Below are 17,805 nucleotides of genomic sequence, written 5' to 3'. Positions count from 1 at the left end.
CCGCCTATTGGTTGCGCATGAAGTCCGCCACCTGGGCGAAGAACGCGCCAAGGGCCTCGCGGGTTTCGTCAGGCACCTTGGTTTCGATCATCGCGGCTTCCATCATTTCCAGCCACCGATCCCGCTCGGCTTCGCCGATGGAAAACGGTGCATGCCGCATCCGCAATCGCGGGTGACCACGCTTCAGCAAGTACGCCGACTCCCCCAACAGGCGGAAACATAGGAAATCGAGCAGGCGCTCCTCCGATCCTTCCCAATCATCCTCCGGATACATCGGCCCGATCAGGTCGTCCTCCTTCACGCGGCGGTAAAAGTCCGCCACCATGGACGTGAGACCCTCACGCCCGAGATCCCGCTTCACCTGTTCCTCGACGGTCGCCATGCCGCGGAATACCCCTTCGCCTCCGGATGCTCCAGAGTTTTCAGGAAGCTCCCCTCACATGGCACCACCCGCCGGACCAGCGCGCCCGCAGAGGAAGCCCGAACAATCCGCTGAGATGCTCGGAAGTCAGCCATGTCCTCGCCGGTCCATCAGCATGCACCCGCCCCTCCTTGAGCATCACCACGCGCTCGATCTCCGGGGGAATCTCACCCGGATGATGGGTGACGAGCACCAGCGTGTGCCCATCGCGAATCAATTCACGAAGGATGTCGCTGAGCTCCGTCGCTGCAGCGAAATCCAGAGCTGTCGACGGCTCATCGAGCACCAGCACACCCGGATCCGGTGCCAGTGCCCGGGCGATGAGAAACCTCCTCCGTTCTCCCGACGAAAGCGCACCGAACTCGCGATTCACCAGATGCCCGATCCCGAGCCGATCGACCGCCCGCGAAGCCGCGATCCGCTCGGTCTTCGAAAACCGCATGGTCCGAACCCGCCCATAGGCTCCGCGAAAGGCCGTCAGCACCACATCGAAGGCCAACTCTTCCGGATCGAAGCGAGCCACCTCCTCCGGCATCACCACCCCGATCCGCTCGCGAAGCTCGTCGATGCACCACCGTTCCTCACCAAACAGGCGACAGTACGACTCATCCCGTACTTCCGGGCGTAGCCCGCCAACCAGCAGTTGCAGCAAGGTGCTCTTCCCCGAACCATTCGGCCCGAGGATGGCGACACTTTCCCCCTGCCGGAAGCTCAGCGAAACATCGTCCAGCGCCGCGACTTCCGCCTCCTCGCCGCGCCACACGTGGACCCGTTCCAGTTCGAGAAATGGATCACTCACAGCTCGCCGCTTTTGATCCTCTCCGCGAACCGCTTCACATAGGCCCCTGCCTTGCGATCCTTCAGAGTCTCGTTCACCCAGGCTTCCGGGATGTCATCGATTGCATCCACCCTCATCAGCGCATTGATCAGGTATTGGAGTGAGTATTCATGCGTCTCGGACATCAGCTCCTTGAGCATTGCGGCACGGCCTTCCTTCTCTTTGCCCATCCGGCAGAGCGCCTCGGCAGCCGTCACCCGGTTGACCGAGTGCTCGTCACGAAGGCCCGTCAGAATTGCCTCCAAACCGGCCTTCTGACCCGCGATCTGAAGCCCTTGCAGCGCCCAGTAGCGTTTCACCGGGTCATCCGACGAGGCGAACTCCATCAGCGCCCCGACCTCTCCCAGATCAGCGCGACTGGCGAGGAAGGCCAGATCAAGCACACCTTGAAAATCGAAGCCGCTGCTGCGGACAAAGTCGGTGATCGGCTTCCCGCCGGCCAAGGCCGCCCACATCGGCTCGGGCACCAGCCCGGTGTCCTTCACTTCGGTCATTTTGCCCTTCAGCCGGGAGCGCATGGCGACGAGCCGCTCGGCATGCGCAGGATCCGCCGCCAGATTCCTCACCTCCCACGGGTCCGACTTGAGATCGAACAACTCCTCCTCCACCTGCGGTGCTTCCCACATCGCCTTGTGAACGCCATCCAACTCACCGTCCTGCCACGCCTTCCGGTAGGCGACCCAGCTGGGCATGGAAAATTGATAGAAGCTGTATGGCGCCGCCGCCAGTTGAGGCGTAAACCTCCGAATGTACTTCCATCGCCCGTCGGTGATACCACGGCGCATGCCGTAGAGCTCATCAAAACGGTCCGCATAGAGGAACACCATGTCATCCTCCGGCGCAGCCTCCCTGTGCTCTCCGAGAAACGCACGTCCCTGCATCGCATCCGGCTTCTCCAGCCCGATCAGCGACAGCAGCGTCGGCGCAAGATCCACGAAGGCCACCGGTTCATCGACCTTGCCGCCCCTCTTGAACGGAGTCAGATGACCCCATTTCGAGGGCACATGCACGACCATCGGCACACGCACGCCGGTTTCCTTGATGTAGCGCTTGCCCCGCGGCGTCACACCGCCGTGGTCGGAGTAGTAGAAAACAATGGTGTCCTCAGCCAAACCCGCCTTCTCCAACTCGTCGAGCAGTTCACCCACCTGGCCATCCATGGTCGTGATCTTGTCATGATACGCCGCGATGTCCTTCCGCACTTCCGGCAGGTCCGGAAGATACGGCGGCACATCGACCTCGGATGCCGCCAGCCGCCTCGGCTCCTTGCCCCGCTTGTTGGGGAACAGCGAACTCTCATGGCTCACCGTTAGATTGAACACCGCCATGAATGGCTGCCCTTCCGCACGATTCTTGTAGTGTGCCTTCCCGCTGCACTCATCCCAGATCGCGCGGTCATCGCCCTTGAAGTTGAAATCGGTCTTCGAGCGGTTGGTGCAGTAGTATCCCTGCCCCCGGAGGTAGGACACATACGACTTGAAGCGCTCCGGAATCGGATGCCGGCTGCGCATGTGCTGCGTCCCCTGGGTCACGGCATAGGCGCCATTGAGGATGGTCGAGCGAGCCACCGCGCAGACCGGAGCATTCGAGTAGGCGTGCAGGAACAGGTGGCCTTCGTCCGCAAGCGCATCGATCCGTGGCGTCTTCGCCTGCTCGTTTCCATAGCAGCCGATCCAGTGGGCCGAGTTGTCCTCACTCGTGATCCAGAGGATGTTCGGTCTCTCGGGCTTGTCCGCACCGAGTAGGGTCAGATTCAGCGAAATACCAAGCAGCAGCAGAGGTCGAAGCATGCCTCTCCATACTTCGTTCCCAGAACGTTTCCTACACGAATCCACGGAGGTCTGCGACATGCTCGCAGTCCCCTTCCGAACCGTCGTGCGATCGGGCTCTGCTACTTCTCAGGCGCGGGAACGACCAGCGTGGGCACCAGCGCCTTGCGGACCATGCCTTCAGCCACCGAACCGAGCAGCAGCGAAGCGACCATGCCATGGCCGTGGGAACCCAGCACCACGAGATCCGCATCCGTTTCCTTCACGTAGTCGGAGATCGCCGCCATGGGGCTGCCCTCCGCCAACCGCGAAGAAGCGCCGGGCGTTCCAGCCGCCAGCTCTTCCAAACGCTTGGTTGCACGCTTCCGCGCCTCCTCCTGAAACACATGCATGGCCGGGAACTCGTCCGGCGTGAAACCATAAGCCGTGTAGGCCGGCTCAGGTTCGAGCACATGCACCAAATGAAGCTCCGCACCGAAGGCTTGTGCCTGCGCCGAAGCCATCTCCACGACCCCTTGGGTCGAGTCCGAAAAGTCCACTGCAGCGATAATTTTCTTCATGATGGAAACCCTAGCACCCGATTCACGGTTTGACGACCCTTCGAAAAGGCATGCGCGTGCAATCGCAAATCATGCGCGATTCGCCCATGACAGGCGCCGAAACCCACTCCAGACTACGCCCGACATGATCAAGTTTCTCCACACCCGCATCCGCGTCCAGGACCTCGATGCCACCATCGCCTTTTACGAAAAGCTCGGATATCAGGAAAAGGAAAGGAAGACCTCGCCACAAGGGAACCAACTCGCCTTCCTCGAACTCCCCGGCAACGACTGCTTCCTCGAACTGACCTGGTCCGCCGACTACAAGACGACCTGCCCGGAAGACCTTATGCACATCGCCCTCGGCGTGCCGGACATCATCGACTACTGCGACAAGGTCGAGAAATCCGGCATCGAGATCTGGCCCGACGGCTGGCGCGAAAAATTCAGCTCCGGCGAGCGCAAGATGGCCTTCGTCACCGACCCCGACGGCTACGAGGTCGAGATCCTCGAACGCTGATGGGAGCCACCGGGCCCGTGAGTCGACCTCCCATGCTCCGACTCCTCACGCTGCTCTGCCTCGCGGGTCTGGGACTTGGGCTCAGCGCCGATGCCCTGTTGTACACGCTCGACGGGTCGAAGTCCGGCCCGCTCCCCGCGCTCACTCCCGGACTGCACAGCGACTACGCCGAGGGAACATGGAGCAGGCTGCCGCGTTTCCACACGCTGGACGGCATGAGCCATGGAGTGGTGAGTTCACCCGACCTCTCCATCCGAAAGCGCGACGACCATTTCGCCTGCCGCTTCCACGGCATCCTTCACGTCACCGATGCGGGCACCCACCAATTCACCCTCACCAGCGATGATGGCTCCAAACTCCGGATCGCAGGGGAAACCATCATCGATCTCGACGGCCTTCACAGCGCGACGGCGAAATCCGCGACCGTTGATCTCAAGCAGGGATTCTATCCTTTCGAGCTGAGCTACTTCGAGGCAACGGTCAGTGAGAAGCTTGAGCTCAACGTGACTTTTCCCGACGGCCGCCGCGGCCCCATCCCTCCCCAGTTGCTGCTGCATCCCGCCGACCGCGCCTTCTCGGCCGGCGAAAAAACCCTCCAATCCGAAGTCGTTCACCACAAGGAACCCTACCTGCTCAGGCTGAAGGTCGACTTCAGTGCGGCCCGCGACCTCGAGCCGCTGATCGGTCGCATCCATGAGGCCTTCACCTCCAGTTGGGCGCCGACTCTGGACCTGCTCGGCCAGCACAGCGACGCAGCCTCCAAGGTGGTCCATGTGACCTTCAAGCCCGGCATCAAGGCCCCCGCCTACGCCGAAGGGCGCAACATCACGATTTCCACCGCCCATCTCCGCCGCAACCCCGAAGACACCATCGGTGTCTTCATCCATGAGCTCAGCCACGTCCTTCAGGACTACCGGGGTCGGGGGCCGGGATGGTTCACCGAAGGCTCCGCCGACTACGTCCGTTTCAAGCTGAACCCCGACGACGCCTGGGCCCGTCACTGCCGGCGGAACATCCAGCGCGACAACCCTTTCGGCAGTTACTGGCCGTCCACGGCCTTCCTGCTCTACCTCGAAGCGACCTATCAGAAGCCGATTGTGAAGGCGGTGTCGCAGAGCATCATCGCCGAAAATTACCAGCCGGGCATCTGGCAGGATATCACCGGCAAGTCCCTTGAGGCACTGGCGGCCGAATACGCCAAGAGCAGCTGGACACCGGAGTAAGGCACGCGGGCCTCCAGGCGCCCACGCAGCAGACCACGCCGGCCGGGCTTCACTTCCGACCACCGCCCGATGCCCTGCAAGCCTCGAGCAGGGCGGTGAGTTCCTGAACTACCTCCGGGTGCTTCGCCTGTAGATTCGTCGTCTCGCCCGGATCGTCCTTCAAGTTGTAGAGTTGGATCCGGGCCGCGCTCTTCGGCATCCTCGTGCGCCCTCCCGAGCCCTTGCCCACAATCAACTTCCAGCCCCCCTTCCGCAGTGCAAACATGCCACTGCCCGAATGGTGGATGGTGAACTCCCGCAGCGCCCCGCTCTGGTGTTTTCCTTCGAGCACGGGCATGAAATCCACGCTGTCCTCGGCAGAACCCTCCGGCAGGGAAAGGCCGGCGGCAGCCACACAGGTCGCCATGATGTCGGTGGTGCAGATCACCTGATCCGAGACCTGACCACCCCCAATCTTCTCCGGCCACGAGATCATGAAGGGCACACGGTGTCCGCCTTCCAGCACGTCCGTCTTCTGACCACGAAAGTCCCCGTTCACCCGATGTCCCTTCTGAATCGTCTCATAGGCCTCCGGCACGGCGAATGATGCGTTGTCACTGGTAAAGACCACCATCGTGTTCCGCTCCACACCCGCCTTCTTCAAGGCCGCCATCACGCGCCCGACCGCCCAGTCGGTTTCCACCACGTAGTCGCCGTACTGTCCGATCCCGGAACTCCCCTGAAAGTCCTCGTTCGGAATGACCGGCTTGTGAGGTGAAGGCAGCGGCAGGTAGAGAAAGAACGGAGCGTCCTTTCCCGCCTCCTTCACGATGAATTCCTCGGCCTGCTCCGCGACCAGCGGCAGATAGTCGATGTGCTTGAACTCCGACGAAATCGCGCCACCACGGATGTAATCGAGTTGCTTCTTCACCGCCTCGAACTCCTCGTCCGGCTTCTGAATGAAGCGGTCATCCTTCACCAAGGCATACGGCGGCATGTCGAGCGACGCCGTGATCCCGAGAAAGGTATCAAAGCCCACCGTCGTCGGCCCCCGCTCGATCTTCCCATCGTAGTCCCACTTGCCCCCCGACTTCGCGATGTTCATCCCGAGGTGCCACTTGCCGATGCATGCCGTCCGGTATCCCGCTTCCTGCAAGACCGAGGCAACCGTCGCCCGGTCCTCCTCGATCAAGGCCTGACTGTAGCCATTCAGAACCCCACGCTTCAGCCGGCTGCGCCAACAGTAACGCCCGGTGAGCACCCCGTAGCGCGTCGGCGTGCATACCGAGGCATTGCTGTGCCCGTCCGTGAACCTCATCCCCGCCGCCGCCAGCGCATCGAGATTCGGTGTCTTGATCTTACCCTTGTCATAGTAGCAGGAGACATCACCCACGCCGAGGTCATCGGCGAGGATCACCACGATATTCGGCTTCGCCTGCGCAAGCGCAGCTCCGAGGAGAATCGTCAGGAGAAATTTCATCTGGCTGATCAAACGTCCACGCCCGGCCGGGCCTGTCACCCACGCCGGATCCGCGAGACTCATCTCGTCACTTCCGTGCCGATCCCGTAGTCGGTGAAAATCTCCAACAACAGGGCGTGAGGCAGCCGCCCATCGACGAAGTGGACCTTCCGGACTCCGGCATTCAGCGCATCCAGCGCACTCTTGATCTTGGGAATCATCCCACCTGAGATCGTGCCATCCTCCAGCAAGCCATCGGCCTGCTCGCGGTTCACCGATTTGATCAGGGTGTCCGGATTGCTCGGATCCTTCATCAGGCCCGGGACATCGGAGAGATAGACCAGCTTGGTCACACGCAGTTCCTTGGCCAACGCGGCCGCTGCGAGGTCGGCATTGATGTTCAGCGGGCGACCGGTCGCCAGCTCGGCCGCCAGTGGCGAGATCACCGGAACGATCGCCGCATCGTGGGCCGCCGCCATATGCTCAACGCGACAGCCCAGCACTTCTCCCACGCGGCCGATATCCGCCGGGTTGCCCTGGTCATCCTTGACCCTCATCTTCTCACCCAGAAACACATCCGTCCCCGGAATTCCCGTCGCCTTGCCACCGAACTCGCGGATCATCTGGACCAAGCCCGGATTGATCTCGTTCGACAGCACTTTTTCCACGATCGAGATCGCCTCGTCCGTGGTGCGCCGGAAGCCACCGACAAACTCGGCCTCCAGGCCCGCCTCTTTCATCGCGGCCGAGATCGCCTTGCCGCCGCCATGCACCACGATCGGGTTGATGCCAGCCACTTCGAGGAAAACGATGTCGCGCATCACCTTGCGCACCAGATCGGGATCCTCCATGGCCGAGCCCCCCATCTTGATGAGGAAGGTTTTCCCGCGAAACGCCTGGAGATAGGGCAGGGCTTCAATCAGGGCTTCGGCTTTGTCGATCGGTTGTTGGAGACTCATGGCGGACGGGCGACATCATACGGTCCCCACCCGCCGCTGGGAAGCCTCGGCCTCACCGACGCTTCTTGCGCCGCTTCTTCGGACGCTTGGACTCATCCGGCTTGGCCACCTTCGTCGCCATGCTCGCCTGCTGGCTGGAATCCACCACCTCCACCCGCTCGCGCGCGGCCAACCACACCGAAGCCACCACCGCCCCGATCGGCATCGACAACCACACCAGTGGCATCGGTCCGATCTGCGCGAAATGAATCAGCACCGCCAGCACCACGGCCAGACCAACCGTCCAACAGAGCGCGACCACCACGGAGCGCTTCACGACATGCCGCGACATCGTCGCGCCGATCGCCAGCGCGAGCAGCGAAAGGATTCCAACCAGAATCCGGCGATCCACCACCTTCATCTGATGACTCTCCGTGCGCACCGGGGCTCCACGAATCGCCGCATCGACCCGTCCCAGCCGCTCGGCCCACTCGCGGTCGGCCTTCCCTCCGAGAAGACGTTCGTCCGTTAGAATCAATGTGGCCCCCTCGCGGGCGAAATCCTCCGGCAGCGTATCGGCAATCACCGCCGTCGCCTTCAAGGCCTCGCGCTCCGGCGCCACCTCCGGGAGATCCAGCCGACCGCGGAAATCAATCGGGATGCGCGGCCCATCGGTTCCCAAACGGATGAAGCGCCCCATGTGGACGTGGACCTCATCGAAGCTCAACCCCCGCCTCGCCACCTCCACCGCCAACGGAAGCGCGAACACCACACGGTCCGACCAGCGCGCCAGCAGATACTCGCGCTCCGCATCCGGCTCCTCGGTCTCGATCCCCGTGAACCCCGCCAGGCTCCTGTCGCCACCCATCTCCGGAGCCACCCCGCGGATCCCGTTGACCACCGGCAGCTTCGTGCCATCGCCGATCACCTCCGAATAGGCCAGCGACGCCCGTTGGAACGGAGCGGCGACCGGCGCCGGCGCCGTGCTGTCCTTCAACCGATACCCGAGCACCAGCCCATCCATCCGATCCATCACCCGCCTCATCGCCTCGACCGCCAGCGTGTCCGGATCATCCCACTGCAGCGGGTATCCCACGCCCATCGCCTTCACCCCACGCTCCTGCAGGCGCGCCATCAGCACCATCACATCCGCCGGGGGCGGCGGCACCTGCTCGAAAAACCCATCCTCCTCGTCATCGAGAAACAAGGCCTGCAGCGGAGCCACCTCCGCCGCGACCTCGAACCGCTCGATCATCCGCGGGTCATCCGCACTGCCGGTCCCCGCGACTTCACCCGGATGACCGGACAGCCACCCGAACAAAGCCAGATCCAGACGCTGCAGGATCTCCACCTTGAACGACACAGCCATGAACACAGCCAGCCCCACCGCCAGCGCCATCATCGAGGCGAGGAAGGAAGCCAGCCGGGTCTTGCGCTCCGCAGTCACCCGCGCAGCGAAACCCAGCGAGCGCGCTGTGAAAAGTCAAAGCGCACGCCACGCTCCACGCAGCTCATCGGTAGGCCGCCGCCTTTTCCAGGAATGGCTCGAGAAGCTCCCCGTAAGCCGTGCCTTCGGACACCTCCGCCAGTAGCTTGGCCGCCACCGGCACGTGGGGCTTGTACCACTCGTCCTCACGATTCCAGATGATGTTGCCGAAGGCTCCCATCGCCTGCATCAGCCGCTGGATCGCCACCTCTTGGAACAACTTCTCCACCGGCCGCTCTTCCGACACGTCCTCCCACAGCGCCAGCAGTTTTTCCCGATCCTCCTTCGAGTGATCCATGTAGGGATCATAGATCAGCGAAGCGAGGTCATACTCCTGACGCCCGCGGCGCATCCCCTGGAAATCGATCCAGTAGGCATCCCCCTCCACCAGCATGAAATTCTGGGACTGGAAATCACGATGGACGAGATGCTTCGTCGCCCCGCCGAGCCGCTCCGCCAGATCCCTGAACTCCGGCGACTGCCGGATCGCCGAGGCGTCCATATTGAGGAGATCCCCGGCGAGGTGGTCGCAGAAATACTCCTGCTCCCAGCGATACATCGCCGCATCGAAGTTCGGGTTGAACTCCGCATCCCGGCCGAGCCGCGAGTAGTAGAGCTTGTCGAGCTGTTGGAAAATCGAGCGGTAGTACGGCTCGCGCACCTCCCATGGCTCATCCTTCAGCGAGAGCAGGTTCTCATCGCCCAGATCCTCCACCAGCACCACCCGCCACTTCAGGTTCTCGTGAAGGATGCCCGCCACCTTGATACCCACCTTCTCGAGGAAATGGGACACCGGCGGGTAAAAATCATTGTCCGGGCGCTCATCCGTCCAGTGGATGCCGATGAAGGGCTCATACTCCTCCGTCGTCACCCGGACGATGGTCCGCCCCGAGGCCCCACGTTGGATCGGCTCCAGCGTGACCTTTTCCATCGGATCGAACTCCAGATACTGGCGAACGGTAGTGAGAATCGAATCGGCCGACATCGCGGCGGGAGAATCCAGCCGCACCCCCTCAGGGGCAAGGGGAAACTACCTCGCACCAAGCCCCTCGAGATAGCAAGTCGGCTCGCGGCCCCCTTGGCAGGATTCCTCCTCAGCGCACCCGCCGGCGAATCAACCCCAGAACACCGAGCGCTCCGAGCAGGGTCACCGATGGCTCAGGCACGGCAGGCAAAGCAGTGGCCGTGTCCTCGAGCCGGACGTTGTCGAAAGCCAACTCGCCCTCATCCAGATCGACAGGGCCTACCAGCCCTCCTCCGCCCCCGAAATTTCCTGCGGATCCCTCGATCTTGAACACGAAGAGATCACCCACACCGGTAGTCCACTCGCTCAAATCCGATTCAAAGCCGAACGTGGTCAGGGGCCCACCATTGAATCGATAGGCCGAGTTCGTCTTCTGAGTCGTCGCATCGTAGCTCAGGATAATCGTCGCAGTGGAGGCGGTGCCATCTCCCACCGGAACGATCGGATCGTTGATGTTCCCACCAGAATCCTCACCACCGGGGGCGCCCGGGTCGAGACGGTCCGCAGAGCGCACGGCCTGCGTGGCACCGCCAAAATTGATCGCCGCCAAATTTACCTCCAGACGGTCTCCATTGTCGTATGCACTCGCGATCTGCACGGTCAGGGCAGCACCATCACCATCCCCAAATCCCGAAGACAGGTCGCTCAGATCCCCGATGTTCATCGTAACCGTGAGCGTCCAATCGCTGGTTTGTGGGAGCGTGCTGATTGCCTGCAAACGGGCTATCGGACGAACTCCCGTTACCGATCCAGCCGTCACGAAGCCCAAGGCTCCGTCCGCCGTGGTTTCGAATGATCCGGAATCCTCTTCAGACAGGGAACCGAGATCCCACTTGGTTCCGTCGATCGCCCCCGAACTGAAGTCATCCTCAAAGACCACAGCGGCCGGGGAGAACGATCCAAAAAGGAAGGAACAGGAGACGATGGGCAGCATGTTGGAACAGTGGGAGGAAATCATGGCCGGGAAAACTCTTGGGAGAGCTGTGGACTGGCAAGCATCAAGCGCGCCAACCCGAGTCATCAATCCCATCGCCACCTCACATCCTCACCTCACCCACCAGCGACTCATCCGCGCCGACATCGGCACCCGGCCACACGACGGAATCCCGCACCACCGCGCCGTCAGCAATCGTCGCCCGCGGACCAATCACGCTCCGCTCGACCTGCGCGCCCGCGGCGATCACCGCATCGACATGCACGGGATCTGCCAAGCCCAGTTCCCGATGAGCCGTCAGGTAGCTCGCCGGATCCCCGAGGTCGAACCAGATACCATCGTCGATCACAACACACCCCAGCTTGCCCAGCTTGATCAGTTCGAGAAACGCAGGAATCACCGAGACCTTTTCCCCTTCAGGCAGGAACTCGAGCAGCTCGGGCGAAAAGCAGTAGAGCCCGCTGAACACATGAGAGCCGTCCGCATGCCCGAGCATCCTGCGGATGTCCGTCACGCGCCCGTCCACATGCGCGATGTGCTTCGCCACCCCCTCGGAACGGAGGGCCAGGGTCGCGATGTGATCCGACGCCTCATGCGCTTCGATCAGCCGACCCAGCGGCATCGACGAATAGATGTCACCATTGTGCACCAGCACATCGTCGTCACCAATCCACGAGGCGATGTTCTTGATCCCCCCGCCGGTCTCCAACAGCTCCGCTTCGTGGAAAAGATGAACCGGGCAGTCCTCCCAGGATCCCACCATCCCGCGCTCCCCATTGGCCCCCACGAGCTCGCTCTCCCGCCAATCCCCGATCCCCAATCCTCGATCCTTCGCCTGCCACGCCTCGGGCAGGTGATGGGTGTTGATCGCGAATTCACGGACTCCCAGCTCCCTGCACGCCACCATTCCCCACTCCACCAGCGGGCGGTGAAAGAGAGGCACCAAGGGCTTGGGCAAACGTTCGGTGAGCGGTCGGAGGCGCGTTCCCAGTCCCGCGCCAAGCATGAAGGCCTTTTGAATCACGCGCATGGTTTCTGGCCATCCAGCCAGACCGACAAGGGAAATCACCACCCACCTCACCGGCCTTCCCTGCGAATTGCCGGATCCCGCAATCCCCATGCCCAGCGTGATTGCGGCCCCGGCTCATCGACCGCCCCCGCCGGATCTGCGCCTCCCCAGCCCGCCTCGCCCGGAAATTTTCCGAGATATTCGGCATTTTCCGACGTATTTCCCCCGCTCTTCCGCCATGACCCGACGACTTTTTGCCACCCTTTCGACCGTCTCCGCCGCCTTCGCCCTCCCCGAAGGCTTTGAGATTCAGGAATTTGCCGGCCCGCCGAATGCCGACTACCCCGCTGCGATCACCGTCGCTCCGAATGGCGATGTCTACGTGTCCTCCGACCAGAACGGCTCCCTCGGGAAGAAGGAAGGCATGGGGCGCATCATCCGCTGCCGGGATACCGATGGCGACGGCAAGGCCGATGACTTCATCCATTTCGTGCCCGATGTCGACAGCCCCCGCGGCGGCCACCTCGTCGGAGACACCCTGTTTCTCATCCACCCACCCTACCTCTCCACCTTCCGGGATACCGATGGCGACGGCGTGGCCGACGAGAAGAAGCAGCTCGTCAAGGGCTTCGGCGGCGGCATCGAACACCCGCGGGGAGCCGATCACACGACCAATGGCGTGCGCATGGGAATCGATGGATGGCTCTACGTCTCCGTCGGCGACTTCGGCATGGCCGATGCCGTCGCGGCCGATGGGACCCGATACACCCTGCACGGCGGCGGCGTGGTCAGGCTGCGCCCGGACGGGTCCGAAATGGAGCCCTACGCACTGATGACGCGGAATACCTGCGACACCGCCATTTCCCCCCAGCTCGATCTGTTCAGCCGCGACAATACCAACGACGGCAAGGGCTGGAACACCCGCTTCCACCACTACACCGCCCTGGCCGACCACGGCTACCCGCGCCTCTACAAGAATTTCGCCGACGAAGCCATCGCTCCCCTCGCCGACTACGGGGGCGGTTCCGGCACCGGCGCCCTGTGGCTCAGCGAACCGGGATTCCCCGGTGAGTTCGGCGACATGCTATTCTCCTGCGACTGGACCACCGGCAATATCTACCACCACCCCTTCGAGCGCGAAGGAGCATCCTTCAAGATCAAGCAGGAGGTCTTCCACAAGCTCCCCCGCGCCGTCGATATCGATGTCGATGGTTTTTCCAGACTCTACCTCGCCGACTGGCGGAACGGCCGCTTCAACTACAATGCCAAGGCCGAGGTCGGCATGATCCAGATCGTCACTCCGAAAGGAGGCACGCCCGCGAAATACGAAGACGTCACCAAGGCGAGCGACGAACGACTCATTGAACTCCTCGCCTCACCCAGCGGCGTCCAGCGCCTCGAAGCCCAGCAGGAGATGCTCGGACGCGGCCAGAAACCACTCTTTGCCGAAAAGGTCTTCGAGCTGGCCAAGGACCGCTCCAAGGATGCCGCCGCACGCGTTTGCGCCATCTTCACCTTCAAGCAACTCTACGGTGCGGATAGTACCCGCTACCTTGCCGAGCTGATCGAGGATGAGAGTGTCCGCGAGTTCGCCCTGCGCGCCATGACCGACCGCCGCAGCCAGCTTGATGGCGTGCCGCTGAAACCCTACGTCGATGCCCTCACCGACAAGAACCCGCGCGTCGTCATCCAGGGCCTGATCGGCCTCGAGAAGCTCGGAGCGAAACAAGCCGCTCCCGCCATCCTCGCCGCCTCCGCCGACTGGCAGGAAAAAGGCGTTTCCCCCCGCCTCCGCCACACCGCCATCGCCACGCTGGCATCACTGCAGAACATCCCCGCCATGCTCGAGGCCGCCACCGACACCAGCCAGCGGCTTGTCGCCCTGCGCGCCCTGCAGCGCATCCACCAGCCTGAGGCCGTCAACGGCCTGCTCGAACTCGCCGGCTCCACCACCGACCTCGAACTGCGCTTCGACACGCTCATCGCCCTCGCGCGACTCCATTTCGAAGAGAAACCATGGGACCTGAAATCATGGTGGGGGACCCGCCCGGACGACCGCGGTCCTTACTTCGAGCTCGTCACCTGGGACTCCTCCGAGCGCATCCGCGCCGCTCTGGAAAAAGGCTTTGGCATGATCCCGGCCGAGCGCCAGACGGGGTATCTCGATGCCCTCGCCCGCAATCGCATTCCCGTGTCGGAACTCAAGCTTGCCGGGCTCGACCCCATCCTCGCTGCCCTCGGCATGAGCGAACTCGGCAAGAAGGAGCTCCAACTCCTGACCGAAGCCGCCAAGGACCCCAAGCGCAAGGCCGAGCAACGCGTCGCCGCATACAAGGCGCTCAACCGCGCCGGTGAGACCGAGGCCATGCCATCGCGCCTCGCCGTCCTCGCCACATGGTCGGAGGATGACAACGCCCCCGGCGAAGCCGCCGAGCTCATCAATGACTTCATCAATGAAACGCAGCGTGGCGAAGAAGTGAATGCCCTGCGCAAGATCGCTGCCAAGCAGAACGACGCCGTCAGCCGCATCGCCTGGAAGGCACTTCTCACCGTCATGAACAGCCCGCTGGCAAAGGACCGCTGGAAGGAAAGCGTGCGCAAACTCGTCGATGAGAACCCACGTGAAGTCGGCTTCTTCCTCGCCATCGCCGATCTCAAGTTGAGCGGATTCGAGAAGCAGATCGAGGTTGGCCTCGGCTTCGACAACGATGAACTCATCGCCGCCGCCACCGCCGCCCGCGACGCCACCACCGGCGGCGCCAAGGGAGGCAAGAAGGTCGCCGAGCTTCCGGCGGAGGAAGTCCTCGCCACCGTGATGAAGACCAAGGGCGACGTCTCCGAAGGCGAACGCCTCTACACCTCCCAAGGCTGCATCGCCTGCCATGCTGTCGACCTCACCGCCGAGCAGAAGGGCCCCTACCTCGGCACCGCCGGTTCCAAGTTCACCCGGGACTACCTCATCGAGTCCGTCCTCGATCCGAACAAAGTCGTCGCCCAAGGCTTCCAGACCAGCGTCTTCACCATGAAGGATGACTCCGTGCACATGGGCTTCGTCACCAATGAAGCGGACGGAAAGATCGAAGTCCGCAACATCGCCGGCCAGGCCACCACCCTGAACCGTGCGGACGTGAAGAAGGACGAACACCTGCCCCAGTCGATGATGCCACCCGGCCTCGCCGGCACCCTGACCGTCGAGGAATTCACCTCACTCATCGACTACCTCGGATCGCTCCGAACTGAGGAGAAATAGGCGCTCCGGGAAAAGAGACAAAGGACCGCGCGGCGCTGCCGCGCCCGACCCAAGAACGTACTCCACTGGCACACCAAGCAACCCCCACCCGGAAAGCCGCGAGCCAGAAAACATCGGCCACTCCCAACCGCTCCGGGAAGCCGACCGCCAGCCCGGCTTCACCGCACGGCAGTGCAGCGCGGCAGTGCAGCGCGGTCCCTTCGTGGCCTCCGCGTCACTTACGGGACCTGCCATACTTGACCTTCTTTTTCTTCGGAGCGTCGTCGCCATCCTTGAGCTGGGCGATCTGGTCGCGCAGATGCGCCGCCCGCTCAAACTCCAGCTTGCCCGCCGCATCGCGCATCTCACGCTCGAGGTCCGCGATCACCCGGATCTTGTCATAGACCTCCTCGTCATCAGCCACCAGTGAACGACTCATCTTGTCGGCCTCCTCGCGCTGATTCGAGTAAAGCTGAAGGCTCTCCTGCACCGCACGCTTCACGCTCTGCGGTGTGATGCCGTGTTCCTCGTTGTGCGCCATCTGGCGTTCGCGACGGTAGTCCGTCACGTCGAGCAGCCGCTGGATGGAATCCGTGACCTCATCACAGAACAACACGCACTCCCCACGCACGTGGCGCGCCGCCCGCCCCGCCGTCTGGATCAGGCTAGTCTCGTTTCGAAGGAACCCCTCCTTGTCCGCATCCAGAATGCACACCAGCGACACTTCGGGCAGGTCGAGCCCTTCACGCAGCAGGTTGATGCCTACCAGGATGTCGAACTCGGCCGCACGCAGCTGGCGCAGGATCTCCACCCGTTCGACCGCATCCACATCGGCGTGAATGTAGCGCACCTTCAGCCCCACACCCTTGAGATACTCACTCAGATCCTCCGCGGTCTTCTTGGTCAGGGTCGTCACCAGCACCCGCTCCCCCTCCTCCACCCGCTGGCGGCACAGCTCGATGGTCTCATCGATCTGACCCCTCAGCGGCCGCATGGTCACCACCGGGTCGAGCAGTCCCGTAGGGCGGATGATCTGCTCGACGATCATCGGTCTGCCGGGCTCGCCCGCATCGAAGGCTTCCACAGGCTCCGCACTGCCGCTCGGATGAAGGTTCATCTTCCGCGGATCGAACAACTTCTCCCCATTCCGCTTCACCGGGATGAAACGGTTGTTGTCCGGACGGGAATTCACCAGCTCGAAGGCGCTCGGCGTGGCCGACACATACACCCTCTGCCCGGTCATCTTCATGAACTCGTCAAATCTCAGCGGACGGTTGTCCAGCGCACTCGGCAGCCGGAACCCATGATCCACCAGCACCGTCTTCCGGCTACGATCTCCCTCGTACATCCCGCCGATCTGGGGAATCGTCACATGGCTCTCGTCGAGCATCGTCAGGAACCCGTCCGGAAAGAAATCCAGCAAGGTGTAGGGGCGCGCACCCGGAGGACGCCCTGTCAGATGCCGTGAATAGTTCTCGATCCCCTGGCAGAAACCCATCTCGCGCATCATCTCGATGTCGTAGTCCGTCCGCATCCGCAGACGCTGGGCTTCGATCAACTTCCCCTGCGACTCGAACTCGGCGACCCGCTGATCCGCCTCCTTCCGGATCTCGACGATCGCCTTCTTCATCTTGTCCTTCGAGGTGACGAACTGCTTGGCGGGGAAGAACGTGTGCCGGTCGACCCGCTCGATCACCGTGCCGGTCAGCGTGTCGACGGTCGAAATGCGGTCCACCTCATCCCCGAAGAACTCCACACGCACCGCGGTCTCGTCCAGATACGCCGGATGCACCTCCACCACATCACCGCGCACCCGGAACTTGCCACGCCCGAAGGCGATGTCGTTGCGCTCGAACAACAGGCCCACCAGGCTTTCCAACAACTCGTCGCGACCAATCTGCTGACCCACCCACACCGGCACCATCATGCCCTCGTAGTCCTCCGGAGAACCCAGACCGTAGATGCAGCTCACCGAGGCGATGACGATCGTATCCTCCCGCGTCAGCAGCGAGCCCATCGACGACAACCTCAGGCGTTCGATCTCATCGTTGATCGACGAGTCCTTCTCGATGTACGTGTCCGTGCGCGGGATGTATGCTTCCGGCTGGTAGTAATCGAAGTAGCTGACGAAGTACTCGACCGCGTTGTTGGGGAAGAAATTCTTGAACTCCGAATACAGCTGCGCCGCGAGCGTCTTGTTGTGGCTCATGATCAGCGTCGGTCGGCCGATCCGCTCGATCACGTTCGCCATCGTGAAGGTTTTCCCCGATCCCGTGACACCCAGCAGCGTCTGGTGGTTGTTTCCGGCCTCAACCGATCTCACCAACTTCTCAATCGCCTGCTCCTGATCCCCCTGGGGCCGGTAGTCACTGACCAGTTCAAATGCCATCCACCCCGCTTGTAGCCGCGGATGCCCCAACCCGCAAGTGGCACCGTG

14 protein-coding genes are annotated in these 17,805 nt (G+C 62.7%); 3 read left to right on the top strand and 11 right to left on the bottom strand.

From position 1 onward, the window contains the following. Positions 1-4: 4 nt before the first annotated feature. The 4 genes from JIN81_RS07470 to JIN81_RS07455 form a co-directional block, all read right to left on the bottom strand. Positions 5-382, bottom strand: a complete 378-nt coding sequence (locus tag JIN81_RS07470) for a globin domain-containing protein (RefSeq protein ID WP_200278192.1) — start codon at positions 380-382, stop codon at positions 5-7. Positions 383-422: 40 nt separating this feature from the next. Further along, complete coding sequence (locus tag JIN81_RS07465) at positions 423-1,220, bottom strand: ABC transporter ATP-binding protein (protein WP_200278190.1); 798 nt, start codon at positions 1,218-1,220, stop codon at positions 423-425. Next, complete coding sequence (locus tag JIN81_RS07460) at positions 1,217-3,049, bottom strand: sulfatase-like hydrolase/transferase (protein ID WP_200278188.1); 1,833 nt, start codon at positions 3,047-3,049, stop codon at positions 1,217-1,219. The genes JIN81_RS07465 and JIN81_RS07460 overlap by 4 nt, the downstream gene beginning before the upstream one ends. A gap of 101 nt (positions 3,050-3,150) precedes the next feature. Continuing rightward, positions 3,151-3,588 (bottom strand): universal stress protein, encoded by a 438-nt coding sequence (locus JIN81_RS07455; protein ID WP_200278186.1) that lies wholly within the window; start codon positions 3,586-3,588, stop codon positions 3,151-3,153. A gap of 124 nt (positions 3,589-3,712) precedes the next feature. On the opposite strand from JIN81_RS07455, the gene JIN81_RS07450 reads away from it, so the two are divergent. Next, positions 3,713-4,087: a VOC family protein gene (locus tag JIN81_RS07450; protein ID WP_200278184.1), complete on the top strand. Its 375-nt coding sequence runs from the start codon at positions 3,713-3,715 to the stop codon at positions 4,085-4,087. 32 nt (positions 4,088-4,119) lie between these two features. Beyond that, entirely contained in the window at positions 4,120-5,310 is a 1,191-nt protein-coding gene (locus JIN81_RS07445; RefSeq protein WP_200278182.1) for a basic secretory protein-like protein, read from the top strand. A 49-nt stretch (positions 5,311-5,359) separates the two neighbouring features. Here the strand turns inward: JIN81_RS07445 and JIN81_RS07440 are convergent, their stop codons facing one another. The 6 genes from JIN81_RS07440 to JIN81_RS07415 form a co-directional block, all read right to left on the bottom strand. Then, a complete protein-coding gene (locus JIN81_RS07440; protein ID WP_200278179.1) occupies positions 5,360-6,769 on the bottom strand; it encodes a sulfatase family protein in 1,410 nt (469 codons plus the stop codon). 59 nt (positions 6,770-6,828) lie between these two features. Further along, on the bottom strand, positions 6,829-7,707 hold the full coding sequence (gene argB, locus JIN81_RS07435; RefSeq protein WP_200278178.1) for an acetylglutamate kinase: 879 nt from the start codon (positions 7,705-7,707) through the stop codon (positions 6,829-6,831). A 52-nt stretch (positions 7,708-7,759) separates the two neighbouring features. Next, on the bottom strand, positions 7,760-9,133 hold the full coding sequence (locus JIN81_RS07430) for a hypothetical protein (protein WP_200278177.1): 1,374 nt from the start codon (positions 9,131-9,133) through the stop codon (positions 7,760-7,762). A 64-nt stretch (positions 9,134-9,197) separates the two neighbouring features. Beyond that, positions 9,198-10,157, bottom strand: a complete 960-nt coding sequence (locus tag JIN81_RS07425) for a phosphotransferase (RefSeq protein ID WP_200278176.1) — start codon at positions 10,155-10,157, stop codon at positions 9,198-9,200. A gap of 109 nt (positions 10,158-10,266) precedes the next feature. After that, positions 10,267-11,154 carry a hypothetical protein gene (locus JIN81_RS07420; RefSeq protein ID WP_200278175.1) on the bottom strand — a complete coding sequence of 296 codons (888 nt, stop codon included), beginning with the start codon at positions 11,152-11,154 and terminating at the stop codon, positions 10,267-10,269. A gap of 79 nt (positions 11,155-11,233) precedes the next feature. Then, entirely contained in the window at positions 11,234-12,160 is a 927-nt protein-coding gene (locus JIN81_RS07415; RefSeq protein ID WP_200278174.1) for a nucleotidyltransferase family protein, read from the bottom strand. Between the two features lie 217 nt (positions 12,161-12,377). Between JIN81_RS07415 and JIN81_RS07410 the strand changes: the two genes are divergently transcribed. Further along, complete coding sequence (locus JIN81_RS07410) at positions 12,378-15,389, top strand: DUF7133 domain-containing protein (RefSeq protein ID WP_200278172.1); 3,012 nt, start codon at positions 12,378-12,380, stop codon at positions 15,387-15,389. A 214-nt stretch (positions 15,390-15,603) separates the two neighbouring features. On the opposite strand, the gene uvrB is transcribed toward JIN81_RS07410, so the two are convergent. Further along, positions 15,604-17,757, bottom strand: coding sequence for an excinuclease ABC subunit UvrB (uvrB, locus tag JIN81_RS07405; RefSeq protein ID WP_200278170.1), 2,154 nt, complete (start codon positions 17,755-17,757; stop codon positions 15,604-15,606). Positions 17,758-17,805: the final 48 nt, after the last annotated feature.

It is taken from the genome of Haloferula rosea (assembly GCF_016595525.1).
GTDB classification, from domain to species: Bacteria; Verrucomicrobiota; Verrucomicrobiia; order Verrucomicrobiales; family Akkermansiaceae; genus Haloferula; species Haloferula rosea.
This window is presented reverse-complemented; position numbering and strand designations above follow the sequence as displayed.

Bases quoted from the DNA above. Each gene is read 5' to 3' on its own strand.
- JIN81_RS07470 (WP_200278192.1), bottom strand. From the start codon at position 382: ATGGCGACCGTCGAGGAACAGGTGAAGCGGGATCTCGGGCGTGAGGGT.
- JIN81_RS07460 (WP_200278188.1), bottom strand. From the start codon at position 3,049: ATGCTTCGACCTCTGCTGCTGCTTGGTATTTCGCTGAATCTGACCCTA.
- JIN81_RS07455 (WP_200278186.1), bottom strand. From the start codon at position 3,588: ATGAAGAAAATTATCGCTGCAGTGGACTTTTCGGACTCGACCCAAGGG.
- JIN81_RS07450 (WP_200278184.1), top strand. From the start codon at position 3,713: ATGATCAAGTTTCTCCACACCCGCATCCGCGTCCAGGACCTCGATGCC.
- JIN81_RS07445 (WP_200278182.1), top strand. From the start codon at position 4,120: ATGCTCCGACTCCTCACGCTGCTCTGCCTCGCGGGTCTGGGACTTGGG.
- JIN81_RS07440 (WP_200278179.1), bottom strand. From the start codon at position 6,769: ATGAAATTTCTCCTGACGATTCTCCTCGGAGCTGCGCTTGCGCAGGCG.
- argB (WP_200278178.1), bottom strand. From the start codon at position 7,707: ATGAGTCTCCAACAACCGATCGACAAAGCCGAAGCCCTGATTGAAGCC.
- JIN81_RS07425 (WP_200278176.1), bottom strand. From the start codon at position 10,157: ATGTCGGCCGATTCGATTCTCACTACCGTTCGCCAGTATCTGGAGTTC.
- JIN81_RS07420 (WP_200278175.1), bottom strand. From the start codon at position 11,154: ATGATTTCCTCCCACTGTTCCAACATGCTGCCCATCGTCTCCTGTTCC.
- JIN81_RS07415 (WP_200278174.1), bottom strand. From the start codon at position 12,160: ATGCGCGTGATTCAAAAGGCCTTCATGCTTGGCGCGGGACTGGGAACG.
- JIN81_RS07410 (WP_200278172.1), top strand. From the start codon at position 12,378: ATGACCCGACGACTTTTTGCCACCCTTTCGACCGTCTCCGCCGCCTTC.
- uvrB (WP_200278170.1), bottom strand. From the start codon at position 17,757: ATGGCATTTGAACTGGTCAGTGACTACCGGCCCCAGGGGGATCAGGAG.